Source organism: Pantoea sp. CFCC18177, assembly GCF_059412425.1.
The window spans coordinates 30,808-57,072 of sequence record NZ_JBNBPL010000015.1; the positions used below are offsets into that span (position 1 = coordinate 30,808).

Consider the following 26,265-nt stretch of genomic DNA (forward strand, 5'->3'; position numbering starts at 1 on the left):
TAGAAACGTTTCGCGCGCCTCAATACATTAACGGTCGGCGCTAATGATTAAGGCCCCATAAAGCCACGGCCCGGTCCACCAGGACCGCCACCGCCGCCCCAGCCACCACCGTGACCGCCACCGCCACCCGGTGGTGGGAAGATACAACCGCTCAGCGCGGTCACCAATGCCACAACGGCAGCGAGTTTAACAATACGGACCATAATTACCTCAGGATGGTGAAATCGGGCTGAGTGTATGAGGCCGTAGTGCCAGCGACAATACAGAATTCTCCGCAACCTCGCGCTATTCATCCCTGCTCACCATGCTTAACAATTTACTGGCACTACACCGGCAAAAAACCCACACAGGCCATCTGAGAATGAACAAAAATTCATCCATCGATCTCGGCGAGGCACTTTACAGTGGCCGTAAAATCGCGCAATGTGAGCGCATTACAATTAATGAGATCTTGCCATGACCCTACCAACACACGCCTTAAGTGATATTCTCGCCCGCCGCGACTGGGAAAACCCGGTGGTAACCAGCCTGAACAGACTGGATGCGCACCCGCCGTTTGCCAGCTGGCGCGACGAAATCAGCGCACGCGACGATGCCCCTTCACCCTCGCGCCAGTTGCTTAATGGTCAGTGGACCTTCAGCTACTTCAGCCAGCCAGAAGCGGTGCCGCAAAGTTGGCTGCTGCAAGACTTAGCGGGATCACATTCGTTACCGGTGCCCGCCAACTGGCAACTGCATGGCTATGACGCGCCGATTTATACCAATGTGCAGTATCCCATCCCGGTGAATCCACCTTTTGTCCCGCAAGAGAATCCCACTGGATGTTATTCGCTCACATTTAAAGTCGACGATAACTGGATCGCTCAGGGCCAGACTCGCATCATCTTTGATGGCGTAAATTCCGCGTTCTATCTGTGGTGCAACGGGCAGTGGATTGGCTATTCACAAGATAGCCGGCTGCCAGCCGAATTTGATTTGAGCCAGTCACTGCAAGCCGGCCAGAACCGTCTGGCGGTGATGGTGCTGCGCTGGAGTGATGGCAGCTATTTAGAAGATCAGGATATGTGGCGCATGAGCGGCATATTCCGCGATGTGACATTACTGCACAAACCCGAAACACAGCTGGCTGATGTGCAGATCGAAACCGCGTTGAGCCCAGAATATATTCGCGGCGATCTGCGTGTCAGCGTGAAGATCAACGCGGGTATACGTCCGCTGACGCAGTGTCGCCTGCGCGTGACGCTGTGGCAAGGTGAAGACTGTATCGGCAGCCAGCAGCAGGCACCGGGCAGCGTCATCATTGACGAACGTGGGCACTATCCGGAACGCACGCTGCTGGTGTTGCCGGTACATAACCCCCAATTGTGGAGCGCCGAGACACCGCACCTCTACCGTGTCGTTGTGTCTTTGCTGGATGACCATGACAACCTGATTGAAGCCGAAGCCTATGATGTCGGGTTCCGTCGCGTCAGCATTGAGAACGGGCAACTGTGCGTCAATGGCAAAGCGCTGCTGATCCGTGGTGTGAACCGCCATGAGCACCACCCGGAAAACGGTCAGGTGGTGGATGAAGCCAGCATGCGCCGCGACATTGAGCTGATGAAGCGCCATAACTTCAATGCGGTGCGCTGTGCGCACTACCCTAATCATCCTCTTTGGTATCGACTGTGCGACCAATACGGCTTGTATGTAGTGGACGAAGCGAATATCGAAACCCATGGCATGCAGCCGATGAACCGCCTGTCGTCAGACCCACGTTGGTTTGCGGCCTACAGCGAACGCGTAACGCGCATGGTGCAGCGCGATCGCAATCACGCCTGCATTATCATCTGGTCACTCGGCAATGAATCCGGCCATGGCAGCACGCACGATGCGCTCTATCAGTGGGTGAAAAGCAGCGATCCTACGCGCCCCGTTCAGTACGAAGGCGGCGGGGCCGATACGGCCGCTACGGATATTGTCTGCCCGATGTATGCACGCGTCGATCAGGATCAACCCTTCCCCGCCGTACCAAAATGGTCACTGAAAAAATGGATTGGCCTGCCGGGGGAAACTCGCCCGCTGATCCTGTGTGAGTACGCACATGCCATGGGCAATAGCTTCGGCGGCTTCGCTAAATACTGGCAGGCTTTCCGCCAGTTCCCGCGCTTACAGGGTGGCTTCGTTTGGGATTGGGTAGATCAAAGTTTAACGCGCCATGATGATCAAGGTCAGCCGTGGCAGGCTTACGGTGGCGATTTTGGCGATACGCCTAACGATCGCCAATTCTGCATGAACGGGTTAGTGTTTGCCGATCGCTCGCCACATCCGGCGCTGTTTGAAGCGCAGCGGGCGCAGCAGTTCTTCCAGTTTCAGCGTGATGCCCACTCCCCTTTCCGCTTCACTGTCAGCAGCGAGTATCTGTTCCGTCACACGGATAACGAGATACTGCGCTGGTCGATTGAGCAAGATGGCGTGGTTATCGATAGCGGTGAAGTGACCTTAGCGCTGGAATCTCAGGGCACCCAACACATCAGTGTGCCCACAACAGAGGGTTTACAGGGCAACGCCTGGCTTAACCTGGCAGTACATCAAATTGCCGCTACCCCGTGGTCTGAGGCCGATGCACGCGTGGCGTGGGATCAGTGGCCACTGCCCGCTGCCCTGGCGACACGTCGCGTGGAAACCAGCGCCACCGCACCAGAATTGATTGCCAATCACGATCTGGTTGCCGTGGTCGTGTCGCAGCAGCGCTGGCACTTCTCGCGTCGCACCGGAGAGTTGCTGCAGTGGTGGGTGAATGATGAAGAAACCATGCAGACCCCCTTGCAGGAGTGTTTTATCCGCGCCCCTATTGATAATGATATCGGCACCAGTGAAGCGGCGAATGTCGATCCCAATGCGTGGGTCGAACGCTGGAAGCGTGCGGGATATGACCAGTTGGAAGCGGAGCTGGTGGATATGCAAATCGATAGCCTGAAACACAGCGTACTGATTGAAACCTGGCACCAATGGCACGCCAACGGCCAGCTGATTTTCACCAGCCACAAGCGCTATCAGATCAACGGTGAAGGTGAGCTGTCGGTGAGCATCGACGTTGAACAGGCCCCCGGTTTGCCAGCGCCAGCACGTATTGGTTTACGCTGTCAGTTAAGCCACAGGCCTCAGCAAGTCAGTTGGCTGGGACTGGGTCCAGATGAAAACTACCCGGACCGCCAGCTGGCTGCGCAGTTCTCGCGCTGGCAGCAGCCGCTCGCGTCAATGAGCACAGCGTATGTCTTCCCAGGAGAAAATGGATTGCGTTGCGGCACGCGCCAGCTTGATACCGGAAGCTGGCAGGCCAGCGGGGATTTCGCCTTCTCGCTTGGCTACCATAGCCTTGAGCAATTGCGTGAGACCTCGCATCGCCACCTGTTGCAGCCAGAAGCAGGCTGTTGGCTGCATCTGGATGGCTTCCATATGGGCGTCGGTGGCGATGACTCGTGGAGCCCCAGCGTCAGCCCGGAGTTTTTGCTTTCCCAGCAGCGCTGGCATTACGCGTTGACGTTACGTCAGTCGCGGGCTTAGCCGCCTGACCACGCGGGTTCACCGGTTGTTCCAGCGTGGTTTTTGGCCGACGATAGAAGCGACGCAGTAGCAGTACATTGAGCAGTACCACCACGGCGGTGGCGAAGAACACCCAGCGGTAACCGGTGGCGGCAGACACCGCTGCACCCAGCAGCGGTCCTGCCACGTTACCCAGATACATAAATGACTGGTTGTAACCGAAGATACGGCCGGTCACGTTATCGCGCGAGTGACGTACCAGCAAAGTCTGCACCGCAGGCATCATGGCACCGTCGGCAAAGCCCAGCAGAAAACGCAGCACACCTAACTGGGTAGCACTGGTAACAAACGACATGCACATCAGGAGCACCAGTGAAAACAGCATGGTGCCTATCAGAATACGCTGCGTGCCGATGCGATCGCCCAGTTTACCCAAGCGCGGCGCAGAGATCAGCGCCGAGACGCCCGGCAACGCCGCAATCACGCCACTGAGAAACGCGAGGTTTTGCGCATCCGGTGCTAACTCACGCACGAACAGGGTCAAAATCGGGTTCACTGAGCCGTTACACATCTGGATCACCATGGTGGTGACGAACAGACAGATCATCAGGCGTGGATTGTCGAGGCTGCGAAATACCTCCCGACCACTCATTTTGTCCTGTTTGCTTACTGGCGTGTAGCCAGTCTCTTTAATCAGGAACAGCGTGACCAGGAAACTCACCATCAACAATACGGCAGTGACGATAAACACCATACGCAGGCCAAGCCAGTCCGCCAGCAGTCCGCCAATCATCGGCCCGAGGATCACCCCGCCAATCTGCCCGGTTGAAACACAGCTGAGCGCCCAGCCGCTGCGTTCGCGCGGAACCTGCGCCGCCACCAGTGCCATCGCGTTGGGAATGTAGCCAGAGGTGAGCCCCATCAGCGCACGCAGCAACAACAGTTGCCATGCTTGCGTCACGAATGCCTGCAGCAGAATAACGGCTCCCATACCAAACGAGGCGCGCAGCAGCATCAACTTGCGGCCCTTACGGTCAGCCAGACTTCCCCATAGCGGCGCAACGGCAGCAGAAACGATGAAGGTAATACTGAAAGTCAGACCCGACCAGATGCTCAGCGCATTACCGCCATGAATGCCGAGTTCCTCAACATACAGCGGCAGGAAGGGGATAATCTGACTGATGGCCAATCCGGTAAAAAAACAGCCAAACCAGACAGATATCAGGTTGACCTTCCAGGACTCGATGGAGCGTAGCATGGGCGTGTACGTCAGAAAAAATGAAATGAGGGTTCAGTCTAACAACCTCATAACATTGCTGGACGGCAAAACATGGCATGGGGGTAAAAACGCAGTTTTCCGCTGCCGGGCGTGATTCTGCTCACAGCAAATAGTGTAAGGGGCACGATTTGTAGTGTCTTTATGTGCTGAAACAAACAACTCAGCAAGATAAGCGCATCGCGACGCCGGGCAAACATGAAAAAATATGTCTACTCGTTACTGACAAGATTCGACACCGCATCTATGTTTAAAAAATCACCGGCCTTCGCTGGCGAGGCGCTGCCCGTTCTGGACAGTTCCCATGCTTAACCAAAATATCCCAATGCTGCCTGATCAGGTGGCGGGCATTGTTGTCTCTGCGGAGGTCAGCCATGAGAACGCATCCTAATAGCGCCGGTCGGGCGATTACCGACTACTTCAACACCCCAGCCTGGCATGCACCGCACGAAAGCGATCTGCTGGCGGCGATCATGCGTGAACTGATGGATGACGGCCAACCCGCGACCAGCAAGGCGATTATTACCCGTGTGATAGCCAAACTGGAGTTCGAAGGGGATGAGCAGCGGTTGCAAAGCTATCGCAATCTGCTGGCGCAGTTGCTAGAGTCTGGTCAGAAGAAATAGCACGCCATCGATGCAAAATACGCGATTTTCGTAGGGTGCGCATTCATGCGCACCGCCACGTTAAACGATTATTTCACCACGCGTAACTGGTCTGCTTCACTGACGCTGGCTTTGCCGCTCTGACGTTGATACAGGCACAGTTCGCGCCCGGTTTGATTCTTCATGTGCTTTTGCGGGTAGCGGCCTTCTAAGAGCAGCGCGTCATAGCCCACGCTATCGTCATATTGAATCGGCTTGCCGATAATTTTAACCGACGTCAAACCGCTGGCTTTCAGGCAGGCTTGCTGCCTGTTGCTGCTATTTTGTTGCCACGCGGCCTCGCTCGAAGCGTGCGCCAGTGGGCTTAATAACAGGGTGATGAGCAGAAATTTACCTGTCGTTCTCATTTTCTCTCCTCATTCCATCGTGCATTAATCGATAGAAAAAAAAATTCCCGCCGAGGCGGGAAGAAACAAGACGAGCATTGCATATTTGAGAGTGACGAGGAAATCTCCGTAATGCGCAGCTATCCTCGCCCGGCGCCATGACAGCCCGATGACAATGCGATGTCCGTTTGAATTTATCCGCAGTAAACACGGGTAATTTTACCACTCTGATCGGCGGTGAAATTCAACCGACGCAGATTGAAATCCATGGTGACGGCCCCGTTCCACGGAATAGCACGCACAGGCACGTCAAAACGCTTACCTTCCACACTGCTCAGCGGCTGGCCGAGCATGTTTTGATATTGCGATGCGCCACATTGATCGGCTTCCGGATCGTGGCTGACGGCAGCGGTGCTGTCAGGTTTAGTGGCAGACTGGCAGGCGGTCAGGGCAAAAAAGGCGGTGGCCAGTAGCGCTTTTCCATAATGGGTCACAAGTTTATCCTCCTGGATGAATAGACAACTGATTCCTGAGAGTAACAAAGGGTGCCCATGATGTGAAAAAAAAGCCAGCAGATTAGTCGTGTAAATGTGTTTTATGGCGCGATCTTCCTCTCAATTTTTAGGATTAATCGCACGCTGTGTCTAAACCTCAGCCTGTCAGGCGCTACAATTACCTAAGACTTTTCTGAGGTAATGATTATGGAACTGGCTATCTTTATCGGCTTTGCCATTCTGATGACCGTGATTGCTGTCCGGGTGCGCTAATGTGTCGTTGTAACAGGGCGAACCGCAATGTGTTCGCCCTAAGACAACGCATCCGCCTGTTCCGCCAGACGCGCGTTGAATGCCTCGAGCGGCATTGGCCGTCCCAGAAAATAGCCCTGCCCTTCTTCACAGGAGAGCGCCTTCAGCTCATTTAACTGCGCCTCTGTTTCTATCCCTTCCGCCGTAATGGTGAGTGCGAAAGCGCGTGCCAGCCCAACAATCCCAGCCACCACCGATTGCGCCTGTTTCGACTCAGGGAACTCTTTCATCCATGAGCGATCGATTTTAAGTCCGTTGAACGGGAAGGTCTTCAGATACCCTAACGCAGCATAGCCGGTACCAAAATCATCGACCGTCAAGCGCACGCCCAGCGCACGCAAGCCCTGCATGATCTCCAGCGCACGATCCGGATTTTCGAAGGTGACGTTTTCGGTAATCTCCAGTTCTAACCGGGTCGCCGGAAGACCACTCACCGCCAGAGCATGCGCCACACGATCAACCAGATCGATGTTGCGAAACTCCATGGGCGAAATGTTGACCGAGACGTAGCGATGTTCGCCCCAATGGCAGGCATCGCGGCACGCGCGCATTAGCACCCAGTCACTAATGGCCGCAATTAACCCGTTCTCCTCTGCCAATGGAATGAAGCGATCGGGGGTGATCCATTTATCGTCAGCAACCTGCCAGCGAATCAGCGCTTCGGCGCCCGCCAACTCACCGGTTTGTAGCTGATAACGCGGCTGGTAATGCAGCATGAATGCATCCTGTTGCAGTGCCTGCTCAATGGCCTGCACCAACTCACGCTTTGATTCCAGTTGGTTTGCCATATCGGTGGAGTACCACGCCCAGCGCGCTCGCCCTGCGCTGCGCGCCTGTCCTAGCGCAATATCCGCGAGACGTAACAGGGCTTCGGGTTGGGTCGCATCCTGCGGAGCGCAGACAATACCCATGCTGGCGGTCAGGCTCAGTTGGTGTGAATCATTGATGATCGGTTGGTGCACGGCACGTTGCAATGCGCGACAGCGATATTCCACCGCAGCACGAGTCGTCTCACGTAACAATAAAATAAACTCGTCGCCGCCAAGACGCGCCGCCAGTTCATTAGGCGCGATCAAGTTTTTCAGCCGCTGCGAGATTTCGTTCAATACCAGATCCCCCACGGTGTGGCCCCAGGTGTCATTGATCGGTTTGAACTGATCCAGATCGAAACTGACAACGAACAGCGGATCTTCATCGCTCGTCGTTTCCAGATGGGTGGTGAGGAACTCCTGCAACTGGATGCGGTTGGCCAGACCGGTGAGCATGTCATGTCGGGACAGGAACTGAATTCGCGCCTCAGCGTCCACTTCATGCGTGATGTCTGACACGGTACCGCGAAAACCGGCGCGCAGCCCGTTGCGGCGAATGGTTTTAGCCGAAAGCTCACCGATGCGACGCTCACCGTTGGCCGCCATAAACTGGCAGCGCAAAGGCACATGCTGTATTTCATCGCCCTGACGCAGTAACCACGCCACCAGCGAATGGCTGGGATGGCTCAAAAGCTGATCGAGTGGACGTCCGATCCAGCTTTTCACATCATGCCCGGTTCCCGCCGCAAAGCGTGAAGAGAGATAGCTAAGGCGACCGTGATCGTCCACTTCCCAAATCCAGTCCGACGCCGCTTCAGCCAGATCGCGAAATCGTTCTTCACTGTTGGCCAGTTCACGCTGGCTAATGGCGAGCATTTCATAGCGACGGTCGGAAATCACTGCATTGTGCAGTGCATGGCGAATCACGCGGCGTGTCACCAGCGCGACAGCCAGCACGGTAAAGAGCAGCAGCGGCATCATCAACCAAATGACACCAAACCCAGGGTTTTTCGCTTCCCAACGCAATACCAGCGGCTCGCCTTGAATCACCGGTTCAACCAGACGCGGCTCTTCCAGTGCATCGTCCAGGCTGCTGGCGATGCGTGGGGCAACGACATTGAGGGATTTACCCAGTACTTGCAATTTGCCCGGCGTCAGGATGTTAACGAAGATCATCACGGATGAGGGACCGGGGATGGTGGGGAGATTGGGGACTTTACCCGGTGTAATCGGCGCAGCCACCACCAGTGCGGGCTGTTCATTGATAATCACATTGCGGGTGATACCCTCTTCTGGCTGTTTGCGCGCCGCCGCCAACAACAAGGGCGTTTGTCCGCCCAGCCAACTCTCTAATGAGGTATCGGATAATTTTCCGTCGACGATGGCGTAGCGCGTTTTACCATTGCCATCTATGACAAACACGCCGTCATAGTGATATTCCTTGTAAAGGCTGGGACCAAAATTCTCCTCATCCCATGCCCAGACTTTGTTCACCGTCAGATGCAGGTTTTTCCAACCCTCACCCCAGTTGGCATAGTCACGCACGTCGATGATCATCTGCTCTTGCTGCTGCTGCCACGCACGGCGCATCAGGTTGACATCCTGCTGCATCGAATCACTGTTTTGTCGATGGGCAATCACCAGCACCATCACAACCGAAAGCAATAGCACGCCAAATAGCAGCGAGGTTAAGGTGCGCAGACTGCGCCGCGTTACCCGAACCGTGTGCGCTTCCATGTTTGCCCTGGCTGGCAAGGTAGCGTGTCGGTGATACTCAGAATTCATGCATTATGCTCGCAAAACAGAAGCAGCAAAAAGAGAGGACCGGTGATGCCCGGTCCCTGTAATGGTTTTTTCGATTATCGGCGCAGAGCGCTACAGATTTAGCCCTAACGGTGGAATATTTGAGCGATGCAATTCTCTACCGGGCTATCTCGACAGCGATGATCGGCATTGCTACTATGCGCTTTCTTCTGCCCATTGAGCCGACTATGGACACCCAATCCGACAAGGTTACGTTGACGCTGTTCTACGCTGCCAGCTTTGTGGTGTATTACATCGTGACCATGCTGATTACGCTGTTTCCCAACTACGGGGCGCTGCGTAATAACGGTTTGCTGGTGCCGGTGCTCTGCCTGTTTGAATTTGCCGTGATTTATCCGCTGTACCGTTTCTACTGCCAGCGCCGTACGGATATTCCGCTAGGGTATTTGCGCCCCGGTCAGGCGCTGCTTTTTGTCGGCGCCTTGGTGGCGTTGATGGTGGCGCAAACACAATTCTTACAGCCCGAAGGGTGGTTGATTGCGCAAAGCCAGCAGGGCCGCAGCTCTATGCTGATTCTGCTGCTGACTGCCGTATTATTGGCGCCGGTGTTTGAAGAAGTGTTGTTCCGTGGCTTCCTGCTGCAAGGATTTCTGCTGTGGGCCCCGAAAAGCCGCTTCGCCTGCATGTTACTCACCTCGCTGCTGTTCGCCGCCATGCATACCCAGTATGTGCACTGGGAAACCATCGTGGCACTGACGCTGTTCTCGCTGCTGTTATGCTATGCGCGTTTGCGCAGCAACAGCCTGGCGCTGCCGATCTTTCTGCATACCCTCAATAACCTGATCGCTATCCTGCCCGCCTGGTTTTACGCCTGATCTCGCTCACTGTTTCTTAACGTTCCCTTCAATTTTTTCAGTGCTTTCAGGTAGTATCGCTGTTTATGCGATATGGATTGATGGTCTGGAAAGTCGATGATTACCATGCTGGATGTGGCCCGAAAGGCCGGTGTCTCCAAAGCGACCGTGTCACGCGTGTTGGCGGGCAATCGTTACGTTAGCAAAACCACGCAGCAGAAAGTGTTCCAGGCTATTGAGGAGACGGGTTATCGGCCCAATCTACTGGCACGCAGCCTGGCGACGCAGAAGTCGCAGAATATTGGCTTGATCGTCACGCACTCTCTGTTTAACGGTCCCTACTTCAGCGAATTGCTGTACCAGACCGCGACGTTGACCAATAACTATGGCCGCCAGCTGATTCTGGCCGATGGTAAAACCTCCGCTGATGACGAACGGGCGGCAATTGAGTTTCTGCTCGATTTGCGTTGCGACGCCATTATTATCTATCCGCGATTCCTGGATACCGCCGCGCTGGAAGCCATCATTGAGCAGCACGATGTGCCCATTATGGTGGTCAATCGCCAGCTACAACGTCATGCCGACCACTGCGTGTGGGCGACACACCAACAAAACACCTTTGATGCCGTGAGTTATCTGATTGCGCGCGGCCATCATGAAATTGCCTTTATCACGGGTTTGCCGGGTTCGCCGACTGCCGCCGCGCGCCTGGCTGGATATCAGCAGGCATTAGCGCAGCATGGATTAGTGCCTGATCCCGCGCGCGTGATAGCTGGCGCATGGACGCCGAACAGCGGCCAACAGGCGGCACAGCAGTTACTGGCAGCGGGTGTCTCTTTTAGCGCCCTGATGGCGAGTAATGATGATATGGCGATAGGCGCCGCGCTGGCGCTGAATGCTGCGGGTAAGAGGCTGCCGCAGGATGTATCGCTGATGGGATTTGATGATATCCGCATGGCCGAATTTTTCCTGCCACCGCTGACCACCGTGCATGTGCCGGTTGCCGAGATGATTCAGCATACCCTGGCGCAGTTAGTGGCGATGCTGGAGGGGGAAGCGATCCATCCCCTGCCCCCGTTCAGCGGCCGGTTGATTGAGCGCGCTTCCGTGGCGGATGGCCCGTATTTATAACGGCGCCACCTTGCGCCCGCGTCCTGCGGGCTCTCCTGGCAGACTTGCTCCGTTCAGCGTTACGGACGCCTGCCCTGGTGCAGCCCCAGCCGGCTCATCAACGTCAGTACGTGTTGTCAAAAAGGGCACATTGTCTGAGGCCATGACGCCGCTACGTTTAGTACTCCACTTGCTGGTCTAATGTTGCGCCGTTACTGCGAATCAACTGCTGGTACCAGAAGAAGCTTTTTTTGCGATAACGCGCCAGATCCTTCAAATCATGCTCATCGCGGTTAACGTAAATAAAGCCATACCGCTTGCTGATGCCCTGATGCGTACTCACCAGATCAATCGCTGACCACGGACAATAGCCAAACAGCTCAACCCCATCCGCAATTGCCAGCCGTAGCTGCGCAATGTGCTCACGCAGATAGGCGATGCGGTAATCGTCATACACCTTATTGCCCGCCTCTAAGGTATCGAAAGCGCCTAAGCCGTTTTCCGTCACTATCAGCGGCAGCGCATAGCGGGCATAAATCTGCCGTGCGGTGATGCGGAATCCCACCGGGTCGATATACCAGCCAAACTGGTTCTGTTTGAGATGCGGATTGTTGCAACCGACATATACCGATTGATCAATGCCAGCCATCTGCTGATCGGCGCGTTGTTTACTGTTGAGTTCACCCCGATCCACGTCTGGCATGTCGGCGCTCACCGTGGCTGATGCATAGTAGTTGAAGGCGATAAAATCGGGCTTCCCGGCGGCAATTACCGCCATATCATCTGCTTCAATCGTCGGCAACCAGCCACGCTGCTGCAGGAAGGCCCACACCACGTGGTTGTAACGTCCGTGCACCGCCAGATCGAGATAAAGCCAGTTACGGATCGCTGAAAAGTTGTCGGCCGCCAGCACATCTTCAGGCCGTGAGCTGGCCGCATAGATGCAGGAGATATTCGGTGCCGGGCCAATCTTCGCTTGGGGTAATCGTTGATGGCAGGCAATCATCGCTTTGGCTTGCGCCAGCATCATGTGATGGTTTTGCTGATACAGCGTTTTCTGCGGATCCGCTGTGCCTGGCGGCAACGTACCAATCACCTCACCCTTTAAAATCATCATGTTCTGTTCGTTAATCGTCAGCCAGTATTTCACCTGCTTGCCATACTGCTCGAAACAGGTGATAGCAAAACGTTCAAACGCTGCCACAGTACGACGATTGGACCAGCCGCCTTGCTGTTGCAACGCCCACGGCAAATCAAAGTGATAAAGTGTCACCAACGGTTCGATACCGTGCCGGCAGATCTCATCAATCAACTGCTGATAAAAGGCGGCGCCCGCGGCGTTAAGCTCACCATCGCCCTCAGGGTAGAGACGACTCCAGGCAATCGAGAAGCGGTAAGTCTTTAATCCCAGCTCCGCCAGTAGCGCGATATCCTGTTTAAAACGATGATAGTGATCGCTGGTGACGGTGAAGTCGGTAATATCTTGATGGAACTGAGCTTTATCAATCACCGAGGGCCCTTTGCCATCCTCGTTCCATGCGCCTTCAACCTGATAAGCTGAGGTGGATGCGCCCCAGAGAAAACCGTCAGGAAACGCGCCCAATGTTGGATGTTGCATGTCTACCTCCTGTTAACGTGCGGCCAGTTCGCGCCGCAGTTGGATAATTTCCTCCGCCAACTCACGACACAGCATGGCGTTCATTAAGTGATCCTGCGCGTGTACCATGATCAGGTTCACGGGAATTTTGCCGCAGCCCTCGTCAGCGCCAATCAATTCGGTCTGAATGCGGTGCGCGGCCTTAGCTGCCGCTGTGGCGTCGGTTAACATCGCATCGGCTCGTGCCCAATCTTGCTTGCGCGCCGCGCGTAGCGCTTCCATGGAACAGGAGCGCGCTTCGCCCGCCTGAATGATCAGCTCCATTACCGTGCTCTCATCAATCTCCATTTATGACTCCTTAATCGGTTGTGCGGTGGCGCTTTGCTCCAACTCCTGTTGCAACAACTGGCGCTCGTACATTTTGAAAAACGGGTAGTAGATCAGGGTGGCAATCGCCACCAGCACCGCGATCAGCACGATCACACGCCAGTCCCAGCCGGTAGACCAGGCAGCACCAATCGGGGCGGGTGTCGTCCAGGGTGCCAGTGAGATCACGTGATTGATCAGGTGAGTTTTGGTGGCCATCCAGGCAATCACCGCATTGACCAGCGGCGCACAGATAAACGGGATAAACAGAATGGGATTCATCACCACCGGCGAACCAAAAATCACCGGTTCGTTGATGTTGAACATGCTGGGCACAATGCTCAGTTTGCCAATCGAACGCAGATGCGCAGATTGACTGCGCAGGTAAAGCAGCACCAGGCCCATGGTTGAACCCGAACCGCCAATCACGATAAAGAACTGCCAGAACGGCTCGATAAAGACATGAGTGATAGGCTGGCCCGCGTTCAGTTCCTGCTGGTTAAGGCCAAGGTTGGTCAGCCAGAATGCCTGCAAAATACCGCCGACGATCACCGCGCCATGGATACCGGCAAACCACAACATATGGCACAGCAACACTGCCACCAGCACCGCAGGCAGCGAATCAGAGGCGGAGATAATGGGGGCGAAAATCGCCATGATCGCTTGGGGCAGCAGCATGCCGAACTGGGCCTGCACCCATAAGCTTAGCGGAAACAGCGTGATGAAAATGGCAATAATTGGGATCAGCAAATCAAAGGACTGACGGATTTTCGGTGGCACCTGCTCCGGTAGTTTGAAGCCGATGTTGTGCTTCTGCAGGAAGTGCATTAACTCAGTGGCAAACAGCGCCACCAGGATGGCGGTGAAAATGCCCTCACCACCCAGCGATCCCACTGGCAAGGTTTTACCGCTTTGCGGTGCTGCGACCACCAGAAACGCCATCAGTGACAGGCTGGCAGCCATGAAACCGTTCATCTTGTAACTGGTGGCGAGGTTGTAGGCGATAGCGCTGGCGATGTAGAGCGCCATAATGCCCATGGTCATGTTGTACGGCATCATGATCTGCTCTTCATGCGCTTGCACCATACCGAGCCACCACTGCGCGAACGCCCATGAGCTGTCAGCAGAGAAAGGCGGATGGGCAAACAGCAGCATAAATGAGCCGACGATCAGGAAAGGCATGGAAGCGATAAAGCCATCACGGATGGCGATCACATGACGCTGGCTGGAGAGCCGCCCTGCGAGTGGGCTAATACGGTTTTCAATCACACCAAATACTGATTCGCTTATGCTGCTCATACGCGAGCTCCTTGCATCAGGCAAACAGAGAATAAGCCTGCGCACTGAGTCGCAGGCGATGACTATTATTTTTCGTGCAGTTTAGCGATCAGGCGTGAATCAGTTTTAGTGAATCATTTAATATTTTCTCGCCATTCATCATGCCGTAATCCATGCTATTTATTACGGATATTGGCTTATTTAATTGCTGAGCCAGCGGTTGGAAGTCAGCGAGCTTGTATTTGATTTGTGGCCCTAACAAGCAGCAATCATAGTGAGCAATTTGTTCATTAAACTCTTCAATACCAACGGCTTTTATCTCCACTTCTACGCCTTGCGCTTTGGCGGCTTTCTCCATCTTCTGCACCACCATGCTGGTAGACATCCCAGCGGCACAGCACAGTAAAATCTTTGGCATTGTTCAATCCTCCATGTGGGGTTTAATTAACGAATACACACAGCAAAGATTTTCTGCAACCGGTTTCAGATTTGGTTACAGGAACTGTGAGAAATATCAAAACTCAGAAGGGAAAAATAAATGGGAATTTAATAGTGTAGCGGCGCAATGAATGGCGAATACCGGAGAGGCTATACGCCATTATTCGCGTGCGCGATAAATCGCGCCGCCACAGGAAGGAGTGGGAACGAGCTGCGTTACGCCTTCTCTGCCTCGAAATGGGCTTTGAACTGCTCGTAGATTGAAATCATGTTGGAAGCATCGCCATGCAGCGGGCTTAATTTTCCGGCACGTACCAGCTCAATCACCAGTTGCAGCGCGGCTTGTTTCGGGCTGCTGTCCGGATGGGCAATTTCGTTCGACATCGGTTACTCACTCATCATTTTTGTCAGGGCCGCACAGTTTAGCCCAAATCGTACTGATGATGCGCGTCCGGTTGGGTATAATCTCAGCGCTCAAAACAGAAAGCCGCTCAAGGAGATAATTGACTCCCGTTGCGTTTGGCTATACTGGATCAAAAAAAGGAACAAACAGCCACCGATTCCGTACCATCAGGAACGTGTTAAAGGAGTCCGATCATGCTGATTGGTTTTGTGTTGTTAGTGAGCGCGTGTGGACACGATGCCTGTGACGCTTTGCCGGTGTCAGAACGCATCTACCCAACCAAAGTGGCCTGTGAACAGATGGCCGACCGTATCCATAAAGTGCGGCCTAATGTGGTCCTGCTGTGCGGTGAAGTGCACCGTTAATTCGGTGCCATTTTATTTATGTTGTACAAAAAATAAGCCAAACGGCATTGCAACATTGGCGTATCGCGTCCAAAATATAAGCTGCTTTACACTATTATCGTTGTGAATCCCATGAAGACTACTCGCCCCCGTCGTCCAAACGGACGTTGGGTTTATTACATTTTGTATGATGGCATTCTCTGGCCCTGCCCGGTGCGGTGGGAGTGGGAAAGCGGCTTCGGCGGCTGGTTGCCATTCTACTACTCGCCCACTTTTGAGTTCGTGGCGGGAGACCCACGCAAGGCGTATCGCATTGCGCGCAGCAGTGTGCGTAACGTTCGTCAGCCGGACAACGAATACGCGTAATGGATTAGCCCAGCTGCCACGGCAGCCATGACGCCGTTAACAGATAGTGCACGCCTTCCAGTACCAAAATCACCATCACTAATACCCCGAGCTTATGGCGGCATACCCAATCTTTTAGCCCCATATCATCGCAGCCCAGCGAATCAGCATCAGCGCGCCGCAGATGCACAGCAGCACCACAATCATCTTCCAGTGTTTTGTCGCAGCCAGTTTTTTTGCCACGCATCCTCCAGACGGCAGAAAGCAACGATGCGCCCTGAGGCGCATCGCTATTCTAGCGCTGGTAACTCGTAAGGGCGACTAATTATTCAGCGTATAATCCAGACTGATTTCTGCATTCAGCACTTGAGAGACAGGGCAACCCGCTTTGGCTTTTTGAATAATCTCATCAAATTTCGCGCTCTCAATGCCCGGTAGCGCGATGGTACTGGTGAGCGCGATTTTGGTTATGGCAAAACCTTCGCCCTTTTTATCCAGCGAGACATCCGCCGTGGTATCGATACTTTTCGGAGGATGGCCAGCCTGACCGAGCATCAGTGACAACGCCATGGAGAAGCACGCTGCGTGTGCTGCACCGATCAGCTCTTCCGGGTTAGTCCCCTTTTCACCTTCAAAGCGAGTATTGAAACCGTAAGGCTGATCGCTCAGCACGCCGCTTTCCGTACTCACTGTACCTTTTCCTTTGATATCGCCTTCCCAATGGGCCGATCCTTTCTTATGAATGGTCATGTCATTCCTCCTGTTAGTCAGACAGGTATTCAGTATAGACAAGACCACTCCTTTTGCTTTTTCAGCTCACCGCACGCGGGCGTGCTGGACTCAGTCCCGCTTCACTCAACAATGCATTCGCCTGCACCAGCGAATCGCGCGTGATCTCAGCAATGGTCTTCGCGCCGGTCAGCGTCATCGCCACTTTCATCTCTTTCTCGATCAGATTTAGCAGGTTCTCGACGCCGCGCTGGCCGTGCGTGGCTAACGCATAAATAAAGGCGCGTCCCAGCAGCACGGTGTCAGCACCGAGGGCGATCATACGCACCACATCTAAACCGTTGCGGATGCCGCTGTCCGCCAGTATGGCGATATCGCCCTTCACTGCATCGGCAATCGCCGGTAATGCACGTGCAGAAGAGAGCACACCGTCCAACTGACGTCCGCCATGGTTAGAGACCACAATGCCGTCCGCACCAAAGCGCACCGCATCACGGGCATCTTCCGGATCCAGAATCCCTTTAATAACCATCGGGCCATCCCAGAACTCGCGGATCCACTCCAGATCTTTCCATGAGATGGAAGGATCAAAGTTATTCGCCAGCCACCCGATGTAATCTTCCAGTCCGGTGGGTTTGCCGAGATAAGCGGAGATATTCCCCAGATCGTGCGGACGCCCGTGTAAACCGACATCCCACGCCCACTGTGGATGCGTAACGGCTTGCCAGTATCGACGCATCGCGGCATTTGGACCGCTCATGCCCGAGTGTGCATCGCGATAGCGTGCGCCGGGCGTAGGCATATCCACCGTGAACACCAGCGTAGAGCACCCGGCCGCTTTGGCGCGTTCCAGCGCATTCCGCATAAAGCCACGGTCGCGCAACACGTAGAGCTGGAACCACATAGGACGGTTGATAGCCGGTGCCACCTCTTCAATTGGGCACAGTGAGACGGTGGACAGCGTGAACGGAATGCCTTTCAACGCCGCCGCACGCGCCGCCTGCACTTCCCCCCGACGTGCGTACATACCGCACAACCCCACGGGTGCCAGCGCCACCGGCATCGACAGCGTTTCATTAAACAGCTTGGTTTCCAGGCTGAGATCGGACATGTTTTTCAGCACGCGCTGGCGCAGCGCCACGTCCGAAAGGTCTGACACATTGCGCTTTAAGGTGTGCTCGGCGTACGCACCGCCATCAAGATAGTGAAACAAAAACGGCGGCAGGATGCGTTGCGCCGCGGCGCGGTAGTCACTGGCTGCAGATATGATCATCAGTTTTTTTCCTTACGATTATCCGGGGACTCGCCCGGCAGACGGGTAATACGCGCCTGCCGCGCTTCATCTTCATGGAGCGATTTCAACGTGGTGTGCACAAAGCCAAGGTGATCCATCGCCGCCTGACGGGCCGCTTCGGCATCACCGGCCATCACCGCATCGAACATCGCCTGATGCTGTTCATTAAGGCGATTAAAAATCACCGGCTGGGTATACATACGCTGGCGGCTATCCAGCACTGAAGACTGCAACAGATCAAAAAAGCCGCGCATGGTTTGCAGCAGCACGACATTGTGTGAGGCTTCCGCGATAGCGAGATGGAAGCGTAGATCCGCCTGTGCGGCGAGGTCGGGATCGTCGCAGTCGTGGATTTTTAACAGCGCGTCAAAAGCCAGACGCAGTTTCTCTTTGTCGGCTTCGGTGGCACGCAGTGCGGCGTGCCAGGCGGTGCTGGCTTCGATGGCGTGGCGAGCTTCCAGAATGTCCCATCGGTAATCAGGATCGTCAGCCAGCAGTTGGCGAATCGGCTCGACAATACGCTGTTCCGACCAAGGCTCCTGCGGTTCACACAGCCAGGTGCCGCCACCGCGTTTACTGATCAACACGCCGCTGCTGATTAACTGCTGGATCGCCTCTCGCAACGACGAGCGCGACACCCCGAACTCTGCAGCCAGCTGGCGCTCGGCCGGCAAGCGCATGCCGGGCTCCAGTTGGTGTTCGTCAATCCAGGCGCGCAATCGCGCCCGCAGCGTATCCGCTAAGCGCGGCGTGTTTTCTGTCATGGAATCATCCAGGTTAAAACATAGGCCTGAAGCGTGGTGATAACGCCCACCATGCAGGTGAAGATCAGGCTATGTTTGACGGTAAAGCGGAACAGATCCGATTCCTTGCCGACCAACCCTACGGCGGCACAGGCAATCGCGATCGACTGTGGCGAAATCATTTTTCCGGTCACACCGCCGGTGGTGTTCGCCGCCACCAGCAGCACATCGGATACGCCAATCTGTTGCGCGGTGGTGGCCTGCAACGCAGCAAACAGCGCATTTGAAGAGGTATCAGATCCGGTGAGGAACACGCCCAACCAGCCGAGGAACGGGGAGAAGAAGGTAAAGGCATTACCGGTGTGCGCCAGCGCTAATGCCAGTGTGGCAGACAAACCGGAATAGTTAGAGATAAAGGCAAACGCCAGCACCATACCAATCGAGTAAATCGGCAGCGCTAACTCCCTCAGCGTTTCGGCGAAAGTCTGGACCGCCGCAGCGGGTTTCATACGCAGCCATATCACCGACAATATCGCCGCCACCAAAATAGCGGTACCGGTGGCTGACAGCACGTCGAATTTGAAAATTGCCGGATACGGCGTGGCGGCACTCACCACCGGCGGCATACGCGCCACTAACTCATGCAGTAACGGCACTGGTACGCTGAACACCCAGTCATACATCGCGCCGCCTTTCGCAAACAGCGCTTTGAACGGCGGAATGCTCCACAGTGTCACCGTGGCGGTAAGGAACAGGAATGGCATCCACGCACGCACAATCTGGCCCAACGTGTAACGCAGAGGCGTTTGTGTGGGGTCAACAGCCGTTTTCTCATCAAAGCGGAAGATACGTACCGGTTTCCAGCGACGCAGGAATAGCGTCAGACAGATCAGTGAAGCCAGCGACGAAATGATATCCGGCAGTTCTGGACCGAGAAAGTTTGAACTCAGGAACTGCGCAATAGCAAAGGAACCACCGGCCACGATTACCGCAGGCCAGGTCTCTTTAATCCCGCGCCAGCCATCCATGATGGCCATGATCCAGAACAGTACGATGATGGTGAGAAACGGCAGTTGGCGACCGGCCATCTGGCCGATCTGGAAGCTATCGAGTCCGGTGACCTGACCCGCGACAATGATCGGAATCCCCATTGCGCCAAATGCCACCGGCGCGGTATTAACGATCAGGCACAGACCCGCCGCATACAGCGGATTGAAGCCCAATCCCACCAACAGCGCAGCGGTGATCGCGACCGGCGCACCAAAGCCCGCCGCCCCTTCCAGGAAGGCACCGAATGAGAAGCCAACAATCAGCATTTGCAGGCGCTGATCCGGCGTGATCGACAGGATGGAGGCGCGGATGATGTCGAACTGGCCGGTCTTTACCGATATTTTATAGACAAACACCGCCGCCACGATGATCCACGCAATCGGCCACAGACCATACAGAAAACCATAAACCACGGAGGCCAGCGCCTGGCCCAACGGCATACCATACAGGAACAGCGCCACCAACAGCGCAATGGCAACCGTAGCGGTTCCCGCCTGATAGCCTTTCAGCTTGAGCTTAATCAGGGCGAAAAAGAAGAATACGATGGGGATCACCGCCACCAGGCTGGAAAGCCACAGATTGTTGAGCGGATCGTAGTTTTGTTGCCACACCAGCATGCCATTTTCTCCAGAGGTTACCAGATGAGTACGGCGCAACGGCAATGCAGGTTTGCGCCGCAGGTCTTGCCCTTCTGCTCACTGAGATTGGTAGGACCAATATGCAGTGGGGGGCTTTCTGGTGCCAGATGTTTAATGTATTGTTAACCTAAAGCAACGGAGATGGCGTGATTATTCGTGTTATGTGACGATGCGGCAACATTTCAATTCATTTGGTAGGACCAATCAGCATACTGTCTGACCAAAAGCCCGACCATAACTGTGGGGATGAAAACGCAGGTTGAGCACGATCAGTCCGAGCGTTACCGCACCTTGCATCATCCACACGCTGTTAAAACTGCCGGTCAATGCCTGCAACTGCCCAGCGATAAACGGCATGCAACCCGCGATAATAAAGCCAGCTCCCTGCATAAACGCCACCAGACGCGCACCAGCCTGGGGATGCGGTAAATGATCCAGCGCCAGCACCATGGCAAGAGGAAATGCAGCGCCGAGGCCGAAACCGGCAATCGCCGCCCACAACCAGGGTGCCAGCAGCGGTGCAAACAGGAAACCGCATATGCCCACCAACTGGCAAACCAGACTGATGATCAGTTGAGGTCGACGATCCGCCTTCCGCGCCAGCAGCGGCATCAGCAACGCGCCCGCCACCTGACACAGGATCATCGCCCCCAACAGTGAACCACCCGCCTGTGCTGACCAGCCAAGATGATGATAGGCGTCCGGCAGCCAGGCGACACAGGTCGCGTAGCCACCATTTACCAGGCCAAAACTCAACGCCAGCGACCAGGCGCGCGGTTGACGCCACAGCGCAGGCAGTGCGATTTTTTCCACATTTTGCGCCGCAGGAGCGCGCACGGTTAACCACAGCGCCATTGCCAGTATGGCCGGGAATGCCCAGCCAGACAGCGCACTCTCCCAGCCAAAATGCGCGCTCAGCCAGGGTGAGAGCGCCGCCCCCAACCCACCGCCGCCCATCAGCGCGCCTGCCCATAATCCGGTGATTGCTGCACTGTGTTTTGCAAAGCGCTGGCGAATCAATCCCGGCATCACCATCTGCACAACACCCACCCCAAGGCCGGCGAACAGCGCACTGATCACTAGCTCTGTGCCCGTTTGAATGCTGCTGCGTGCCAGCAGTGCAACAAACAGTAAAGCCAGACCGGCAATCAATAACCGCTGGAGAGGAAAACGCTGCATCAGAGACGCACCGGCTAATGCCACCGCACCCATCATCATCATCGGTATGGCGGGTAACAAAGACGCGGCCAGTGAAGAGAGCTCCATAACCTGACGCAACTGACCGAGTAATGGGCTAAGAGAAGTGAGAAACGGACGCATATTCAGCCCAGCGAGCACTAAAGCGCCGAGTGTTAGTCCGTAATAATGTCGATTCATACACAATCCTGCTGAAAATAGGTTGTCAGGGTCGCAGCAATCGATACTATTTGGAAATGAAATAACACCATAGTGAACAGTGGAAAAATGAATCGTCAGCCGATGTTTACCCCGCAGCAACTGCTGAGTTTTGTCGCCGTATGTGAAACGGCCAGCTTCACCCGCGCCGCTGAGCGGGTGCACCTGTCGCAATCCACCGTCAGCCAGCAGGTACGTCGGTTAGAGGAGATGGTCGGCAAAGCCTTGCTGGAGCGCACTTCGCATCAGGTGGTACTCACGGAAGAGGGCGAAAAACTGCTCGGCTATGCCCGTCGAATTATTGCCCTGAATGGCGAAGCGCATGATGTGCTGAGCGATAAATGGCGCGACGGCGTCATGCGCCTGGGCGTACCCGAGGATTTTGCTGCACCGACCGCAGGGTTGTTGGCGCAGTTCAGCCGTGAACATCCGCAACTGCGCCTCGATGTGATGAGCGGGATGTATGTTGATCTCCATCGCGCCTGGCAGCGTGAAGAGCTGGATATCATGTTGATCAAGCAGCCCGGAGGTGAACGCCCTCTCGCCTCGCGCCCGGAGCCACTGCTGTGGCTGGACAGTGCCGAACATCCCTGCTTTGAGCAAACGCCGGTGCCTTTAGTGGTGTTTCCGCAACTGGGGCTGTATCGCGAGGAGATGTGCCAGACGTTGGATACGCTCGGCCGCAGCTGGCGCATCAGCTACAGCAGTGCCAGCTTAGTGGCGCTCGCCAGCGCCAGCGCCGCTGGACTGGGCTTGACGTTGTTGCCTGCCAGCTGTCGCCTGCCAGGGCATCGAGTGCTCGATGAAGCAGAGGGTTTGCCACCGGTTAATCATTTCGAGCTGGCGCTGTTCTGTCGCTCACCTCAGGACGACCTTCAGCAATCGCTGGCAGCCGCACTCGTTGAGTTTTGCCATTTGACCTGGCAGTGATTTTTCCACTGCTCAGCAGTGGGAAATATCGCAGCGCAGCGGCCCAGGTTTTGCCAGATTAGCTTTTTCTTTATTGACTGGAGCCTCTGATGCCTTTCACTTCTCCCAGCCGTCGCGATTTTATTAGCCAGGGTGTGCGCCTCACAGCCGCCGGTAGCCTGTTGGCTGCCGGTATGAGCGCGGCCGCACAAACAGGTTCAACCGCCACACCTCAGGTAAAGACGCCACCCCCTCGCGTTTCCCATTACCAAATCCTTAACGTCCGCCTCGAAGAGGGCTTTGAGCGCGACGGTAACGACATTATCGCCACGCACACAGCGCTGTATGACATCACCATAAAAGACGGCAAATTCGCCGCCATTGATGCCGCCAGCAAAGTGCGTAACAGCGCTATCCCGCAATGGGATGCCAACGGCGCACTATTGCTGCCACGCACTCGCGATATGCATATTCATCTGGACAAGACCTTTTACAGTGGGCCGTGGGAAGCACCGCGCCCGCGCCAGGGCAAAACCATCATGGATATGATTGCCCGCGAGCAGGTCCTGATACCGCAATTGTTGCCCACTTCCCAAGCGCGCGCCGAAGCCCTGATTGGCCTGCTGCACAGCAAAGGCACCACGGAAGCGCGCAGCCATTGCAATATCGATCCGGTCAGCGGCCTGCAAAGCCTTGAGCACTTAAAACTGGCACTGGCTAATCACCCTGAGTTCCCCTGCGAGATCGTAGCGTTCCCACAGCACGGCTTGCTGCACTCGAAGGTCGATGGTTTGATGCGCGAAGCCATGCAGATGGGCGTGCAGTATGTTGGTGGGCTGGACCCCACCAACGTCGATGGCGCCATGCAGGCCTCGCTGGATGCGATGTTCCAGATCGCGCTGGATTTTAACCGCGGTGTCGATATCCACCTGCACGAAACCGCTCCATCGGGCGTGGCAGCGATTCAATACATGGTCGACACCATCGCCAAAAACCCACAGCTGAAGGGCAAAGTGACCCTCAGCCATGGTTTTGCGCTGGGTACGCTGGAAGGCAAAGCGTTGGATAAGATGATTGCAGGTATGGCCGAGCAGCAGATGAGCGTGGCTTCCACCATACCGATTGGCAAACTGACCATGCCACTGCCGCAACTGCAGGCGGCAGGCATTACGGTGATGACCGGCACCGACAGCGTCATCGATCACTGGTCACCGTTTGGCACCGGCAGCATGCTGGAGAAAGCCAACCTGTACGCTCAACTCTATCGCGGTTCCGATGAGTTTGGCCTGAGCCGCGCGCTACACATCGCCACCGGCGGCATTTTGCCACTATCGAATCAGGGCGAACGCCAGTGGCCCAAGGTGCAGGACGAAGCCAGTATGATGCTGGTTGAGGCGAGCTGTTCTGCCGAAGCCGTGGCCCGCATCTCACCGGTGCGCGCCACTTTCCATAATGGCACGCCGGTGTTCAGTGCCTAAAAGCAAAAAAGCCTCCCGAAGGAGGCTTTATGAGCGTAAGACATGGGCGACACGCGCCCCATGCGAGTGGCTGGATTTACGATAACATCTGAATGGCCAGCGCATATAAGCGCTGGTTTTCATCGTCGCTAACAGGCTCTTCTTCCGCGTAGCAGGCAATCATGGAACTGACTTTATCAGATGATAAGGTCTCTCCATGCAGATGCAGCGTTAACACGGCGCGGCCGACGATTTTCAGAATGTCTTCGTTCTGTCCCTGGACGTAATGACTCAAAGTCAGACCTCTGAATGTATTATTGTTTGCCAAATGGCGCGCTAAATATAAAGCAAAGCGGTGGGTTATTTTAATCGGAATTTTACCCATCTTAAGTGACACATAAGCGTAACATGGGCGAAAAAGGCGCCAATTCGACGTTATATAGTCCTTTTATTAACGCTAATTGCACCTTTTTTATCAAGAAAGGCTTTTTAACCTCATCAACCTTTTTTGATGACCACATGAAATTGATTAAAACATTACACCTATTGTCGCTTAAAAAAACCACAATCGATTGCACTGCTAATCGGTTTCCATGGGTTACCAATAACGCAATTTGCATTGCCGATGCCGCCCCTTTCTGCCAGACTGACCGCCGCAATCCTGACCGCTATTCGAGACATTCCCGTGACCGCTTTTTCTACCCTGACGCAACTCCCAGCCAGCCAACTCGACAACCTGCGCGAGATGGGTTTCGACGCCATGACGCCAATTCAGGCCGCTTCTCTGCCCGCCATTCTTGAAGGGCGTGATGTCCGTGCGCAGGCGAAAACCGGCAGCGGCAAAACGGCCGCCTTTGGTATCGGGTTGCTGCAACGCATTGATATCAGCCGCTTCCAGACTCAGGCGCTGGTGTTATGCCCCACGCGTGAACTGGCCGATCAGGTCAGTAATGTGCTGCGTCAGCTGGCACGGTTTACCCGCAACATCAAAATTCTGACCCTCTGCGGTGGGCAACCGATGAGTGCGCAAAGGGATTCACTGGTGCACGCTCCTCATATCGTGGTCGGCACGCCGGGTCGTATCCTGGATCACCTCAAGCGTGACAATCTCGATCTCAATGCATTGCAAACGCTAGTGCTGGATGAAGCCGATCGCATGCTGGAGATGGGTTTCCGTGATGATATGGAAGCGATCATCGGTTTCACGCCTGTCACCCGCCAGACGCTGCTGTTCTCTGCCACCTGGCCGGACACCATTGCCAGCCTCAGCCAGCGTTTTCAGCGCGATGCCCTGGCAGTGGCCACAGAAGATAAAGCGGAACTGCCCGCCATCGAACAGCAGTTTATTGAAGCCAGCGCCCATGAGCGAGGCAACCTGTTAAGCGCCCTGCTCAGCCAGCATCAACCGGCATCCTGCGTGGTGTTCTGCAACACTAAGCGTGAATGTGATGACATCGCCGCTGCGCTAAACGATCGTCAAATCAGTGCCCTGGCACTGCATGGCGATCTGGAGCAGCGCGATCGTGAGCGCGTCCTGATCCGCTTAGCGAATGGCAGTATCCGTGTGCTGATCGCCACCGATGTGGCGGCTCGCGGGCTGGATATTAAATCGCTGGCCTTAGTGGTGAATTTCCAGCTGGCGTGGGACCCCGAAGTGCATATTCACCGTATTGGTCGTACCGGCCGTGCAGGTGAGAAAGGCATGGCGGTGAGCTTCGTTGCCCCGGATGAAATGGCCCGCGCCAATGCGCTGGAAGAGTATCTGAGCCAAAAACTGAACTGGGTCTCCTCCGCGACACTGAAAGGCAAAGCCGCACAGGCACTGCCCGCCACCATGATGACTCTGTGTATTGATGGTGGCCGCAAAGCCAAAATTCGTCCCGGCGATATTTTGGGCGCGCTGACCGGCGAAGCGGGTTTCAGTGGCGATCAGATCGGTAAGATCGACCTGACTCAGACCCATGCTTATGTGGCGATCGATGCCTCGCAGGCGAAGAAAGCGCTGATCAAGTTGAAAGAAGGCAAGATCAAAGGCAAAAGCGTGCGTGCCATTTTGCTGAAGTAAATGTTATTGCGCGAGGGCATCCGTCCTCGCACTAAATTTTCTGCCCTTCCCCCTTCATTTTTTTTCCCCGCTGCCGATA

At 55.2% G+C, this 26,265-nt stretch carries 26 protein-coding genes; 9 read left to right on the plus strand and 17 right to left on the minus strand.

Features of this window, described 5'->3' with window-relative positions:
- Positions 1 to 47 precede the first annotated feature (47 nt).
- Complete coding sequence (locus ACPUC8_RS15910; protein WP_167347695.1) at positions 48 to 203, minus strand: hypothetical protein; 156 nt, start codon at positions 201 to 203, stop codon at positions 48 to 50.
- Between the two features lie 253 nt (positions 204 to 456).
- Between ACPUC8_RS15910 and ACPUC8_RS15915 the strand changes: the two genes are divergently transcribed.
- Positions 457 to 3,546 (plus strand): beta-galactosidase, encoded by a 3,090-nt coding sequence (locus tag ACPUC8_RS15915; protein ID WP_494926806.1) that lies wholly within the window; start codon positions 457 to 459, stop codon positions 3,544 to 3,546.
- Here the strand turns inward: ACPUC8_RS15915 and ACPUC8_RS15920 are convergent.
- Positions 3,476 to 4,783 carry a multidrug efflux MFS transporter gene (locus tag ACPUC8_RS15920; RefSeq protein WP_058973662.1) on the minus strand — a complete coding sequence of 436 codons (1,308 nt, stop codon included), beginning with the start codon at positions 4,781 to 4,783 and terminating at the stop codon, positions 3,476 to 3,478. The genes ACPUC8_RS15915 and ACPUC8_RS15920 overlap by 71 nt on opposite strands.
- A gap of 392 nt (positions 4,784 to 5,175) precedes the next feature.
- On the opposite strand from ACPUC8_RS15920, the gene ACPUC8_RS15925 reads away from it, so the two are divergent.
- Complete coding sequence (locus ACPUC8_RS15925; RefSeq protein WP_039336006.1) at positions 5,176 to 5,427, plus strand: biofilm development regulator YmgB/AriR family protein; 252 nt, start codon at positions 5,176 to 5,178, stop codon at positions 5,425 to 5,427.
- 68 nt (positions 5,428 to 5,495) lie between these two features.
- Here ACPUC8_RS15925 and ACPUC8_RS15930 read toward each other — a convergent pair whose 3' ends face one another.
- The 3 genes from ACPUC8_RS15930 to ACPUC8_RS15940 all read right to left on the minus strand — a co-directional run bounded on the left by ACPUC8_RS15930 (position 5,496) and on the right by ACPUC8_RS15940 (position 9,192).
- Positions 5,496 to 5,813 carry a hypothetical protein gene (locus ACPUC8_RS15930; protein ID WP_494926807.1) on the minus strand — a complete coding sequence of 106 codons (318 nt, stop codon included), beginning with the start codon at positions 5,811 to 5,813 and terminating at the stop codon, positions 5,496 to 5,498.
- A 173-nt stretch (positions 5,814 to 5,986) separates the two neighbouring features.
- The gene (locus tag ACPUC8_RS15935; RefSeq protein WP_039336002.1) at positions 5,987 to 6,286 is read right to left on the minus strand and encodes an I78 family peptidase inhibitor; all 300 of its coding nucleotides are present in this window, start codon (positions 6,284 to 6,286) and stop codon (positions 5,987 to 5,989) included.
- A 311-nt stretch (positions 6,287 to 6,597) separates the two neighbouring features.
- On the minus strand, positions 6,598 to 9,192 hold the full coding sequence (locus ACPUC8_RS15940) for a bifunctional diguanylate cyclase/phosphodiesterase (protein ID WP_052206251.1): 2,595 nt from the start codon (positions 9,190 to 9,192) through the stop codon (positions 6,598 to 6,600).
- A 206-nt stretch (positions 9,193 to 9,398) separates the two neighbouring features.
- Here ACPUC8_RS15940 and ACPUC8_RS15945 point away from each other — a divergent pair, with 206 nt between their 5' ends.
- Both ACPUC8_RS15945 and ACPUC8_RS15950 read left to right on the plus strand, forming a co-directional pair.
- Positions 9,399 to 10,046: a CPBP family intramembrane glutamic endopeptidase gene (locus tag ACPUC8_RS15945; RefSeq protein ID WP_039336000.1), complete on the plus strand. Its 648-nt coding sequence runs from the start codon at positions 9,399 to 9,401 to the stop codon at positions 10,044 to 10,046.
- 96 nt (positions 10,047 to 10,142) lie between these two features.
- Positions 10,143 to 11,156: a LacI family DNA-binding transcriptional regulator gene (locus ACPUC8_RS15950; RefSeq protein ID WP_494926808.1), complete on the plus strand. Its 1,014-nt coding sequence runs from the start codon at positions 10,143 to 10,145 to the stop codon at positions 11,154 to 11,156.
- 157 nt (positions 11,157 to 11,313) lie between these two features.
- Here ACPUC8_RS15950 and ACPUC8_RS15955 read toward each other — a convergent pair whose 3' ends face one another.
- From ACPUC8_RS15955 to ACPUC8_RS15975, 5 genes are all read right to left on the minus strand, one after another.
- The gene (locus tag ACPUC8_RS15955) at positions 11,314 to 12,753 is read right to left on the minus strand and encodes a glycoside hydrolase family 1 protein (RefSeq protein WP_494926809.1); all 1,440 of its coding nucleotides are present in this window, start codon (positions 12,751 to 12,753) and stop codon (positions 11,314 to 11,316) included.
- Positions 12,754 to 12,765: 12 nt separating this feature from the next.
- Positions 12,766 to 13,080, minus strand: coding sequence for a PTS lactose/cellobiose transporter subunit IIA (locus tag ACPUC8_RS15960; RefSeq protein ID WP_494926810.1), 315 nt, complete (start codon positions 13,078 to 13,080; stop codon positions 12,766 to 12,768).
- The gene (locus tag ACPUC8_RS15965) at positions 13,081 to 14,397 is read right to left on the minus strand and encodes a PTS sugar transporter subunit IIC (RefSeq protein WP_494926811.1); all 1,317 of its coding nucleotides are present in this window, start codon (positions 14,395 to 14,397) and stop codon (positions 13,081 to 13,083) included. It abuts the gene before it with no gap.
- 88 nt (positions 14,398 to 14,485) lie between these two features.
- Positions 14,486 to 14,794: a PTS sugar transporter subunit IIB gene (locus tag ACPUC8_RS15970; RefSeq protein ID WP_058973654.1), complete on the minus strand. Its 309-nt coding sequence runs from the start codon at positions 14,792 to 14,794 to the stop codon at positions 14,486 to 14,488.
- A 236-nt stretch (positions 14,795 to 15,030) separates the two neighbouring features.
- The gene (locus tag ACPUC8_RS15975) at positions 15,031 to 15,198 is read right to left on the minus strand and encodes a hypothetical protein (RefSeq protein WP_167347694.1); all 168 of its coding nucleotides are present in this window, start codon (positions 15,196 to 15,198) and stop codon (positions 15,031 to 15,033) included.
- Between the two features lie 213 nt (positions 15,199 to 15,411).
- Here ACPUC8_RS15975 and ACPUC8_RS15980 point away from each other — a divergent pair, with 213 nt between their 5' ends.
- Together ACPUC8_RS15980 and ACPUC8_RS15985 are read left to right on the plus strand one after the other, a co-directional pair.
- Positions 15,412 to 15,582, plus strand: a complete 171-nt coding sequence (locus tag ACPUC8_RS15980; RefSeq protein ID WP_007887091.1) for a hypothetical protein — start codon at positions 15,412 to 15,414, stop codon at positions 15,580 to 15,582.
- Positions 15,583 to 15,693: 111 nt separating this feature from the next.
- Entirely contained in the window at positions 15,694 to 15,927 is a 234-nt protein-coding gene (locus ACPUC8_RS15985; protein WP_039333063.1) for a hypothetical protein, read from the plus strand.
- 114 nt (positions 15,928 to 16,041) lie between these two features.
- On the opposite strand, the gene yniD is transcribed toward ACPUC8_RS15985, so the two are convergent.
- The 6 genes from yniD to ACPUC8_RS16015 all read right to left on the minus strand — a co-directional run bounded on the left by yniD (position 16,042) and on the right by ACPUC8_RS16015 (position 21,737).
- On the minus strand, positions 16,042 to 16,149 hold the full coding sequence (gene yniD / locus ACPUC8_RS15990; protein ID WP_021507251.1) for a small membrane protein YniD: 108 nt from the start codon (positions 16,147 to 16,149) through the stop codon (positions 16,042 to 16,044).
- Positions 16,150 to 16,227: 78 nt separating this feature from the next.
- Entirely contained in the window at positions 16,228 to 16,656 is a 429-nt protein-coding gene (locus ACPUC8_RS15995; RefSeq protein WP_494926812.1) for an OsmC family protein, read from the minus strand.
- 61 nt (positions 16,657 to 16,717) lie between these two features.
- Complete coding sequence (lldD, locus tag ACPUC8_RS16000; RefSeq protein WP_039333056.1) at positions 16,718 to 17,908, minus strand: FMN-dependent L-lactate dehydrogenase LldD; 1,191 nt, start codon at positions 17,906 to 17,908, stop codon at positions 16,718 to 16,720.
- A complete protein-coding gene (gene lldR, locus ACPUC8_RS16005; protein ID WP_494926813.1) occupies positions 17,908 to 18,693 on the minus strand; it encodes a transcriptional regulator LldR in 786 nt (261 codons plus the stop codon). Before lldR ends, lldD begins: the two co-directional genes overlap by 1 nt.
- Positions 18,690 to 20,339: an L-lactate permease gene (gene lldP, locus ACPUC8_RS16010; RefSeq protein ID WP_494926814.1), complete on the minus strand. Its 1,650-nt coding sequence runs from the start codon at positions 20,337 to 20,339 to the stop codon at positions 18,690 to 18,692. The genes lldR and lldP overlap by 4 nt, the downstream gene beginning before the upstream one ends.
- A 225-nt stretch (positions 20,340 to 20,564) precedes the next feature.
- Positions 20,565 to 21,737, minus strand: a complete 1,173-nt coding sequence (locus tag ACPUC8_RS16015) for a cyanate transporter (RefSeq protein WP_494926815.1) — start codon at positions 21,735 to 21,737, stop codon at positions 20,565 to 20,567.
- A gap of 87 nt (positions 21,738 to 21,824) precedes the next feature.
- Here ACPUC8_RS16015 and ACPUC8_RS16020 point away from each other — a divergent pair, with 87 nt between their 5' ends.
- Together ACPUC8_RS16020 and ACPUC8_RS16025 are read left to right on the plus strand one after the other, a co-directional pair.
- Positions 21,825 to 22,685: a LysR family transcriptional regulator gene (locus tag ACPUC8_RS16020; protein ID WP_058973874.1), complete on the plus strand. Its 861-nt coding sequence runs from the start codon at positions 21,825 to 21,827 to the stop codon at positions 22,683 to 22,685.
- Between the two features lie 89 nt (positions 22,686 to 22,774).
- On the plus strand, positions 22,775 to 24,142 hold the full coding sequence (locus ACPUC8_RS16025; RefSeq protein WP_494926816.1) for an amidohydrolase family protein: 1,368 nt from the start codon (positions 22,775 to 22,777) through the stop codon (positions 24,140 to 24,142).
- A gap of 76 nt (positions 24,143 to 24,218) precedes the next feature.
- Here ACPUC8_RS16025 and ACPUC8_RS16030 read toward each other — a convergent pair whose 3' ends face one another.
- The gene (locus tag ACPUC8_RS16030; protein WP_039333073.1) at positions 24,219 to 24,416 is read right to left on the minus strand and encodes a hypothetical protein; all 198 of its coding nucleotides are present in this window, start codon (positions 24,414 to 24,416) and stop codon (positions 24,219 to 24,221) included.
- Positions 24,417 to 24,806: 390 nt separating this feature from the next.
- Between ACPUC8_RS16030 and dbpA the strand changes: the two genes are divergently transcribed.
- A complete protein-coding gene (gene dbpA / locus ACPUC8_RS16035; RefSeq protein WP_494926817.1) occupies positions 24,807 to 26,186 on the plus strand; it encodes an ATP-dependent RNA helicase DbpA in 1,380 nt (459 codons plus the stop codon).
- Positions 26,187 to 26,265: the final 79 nt, after the last annotated feature.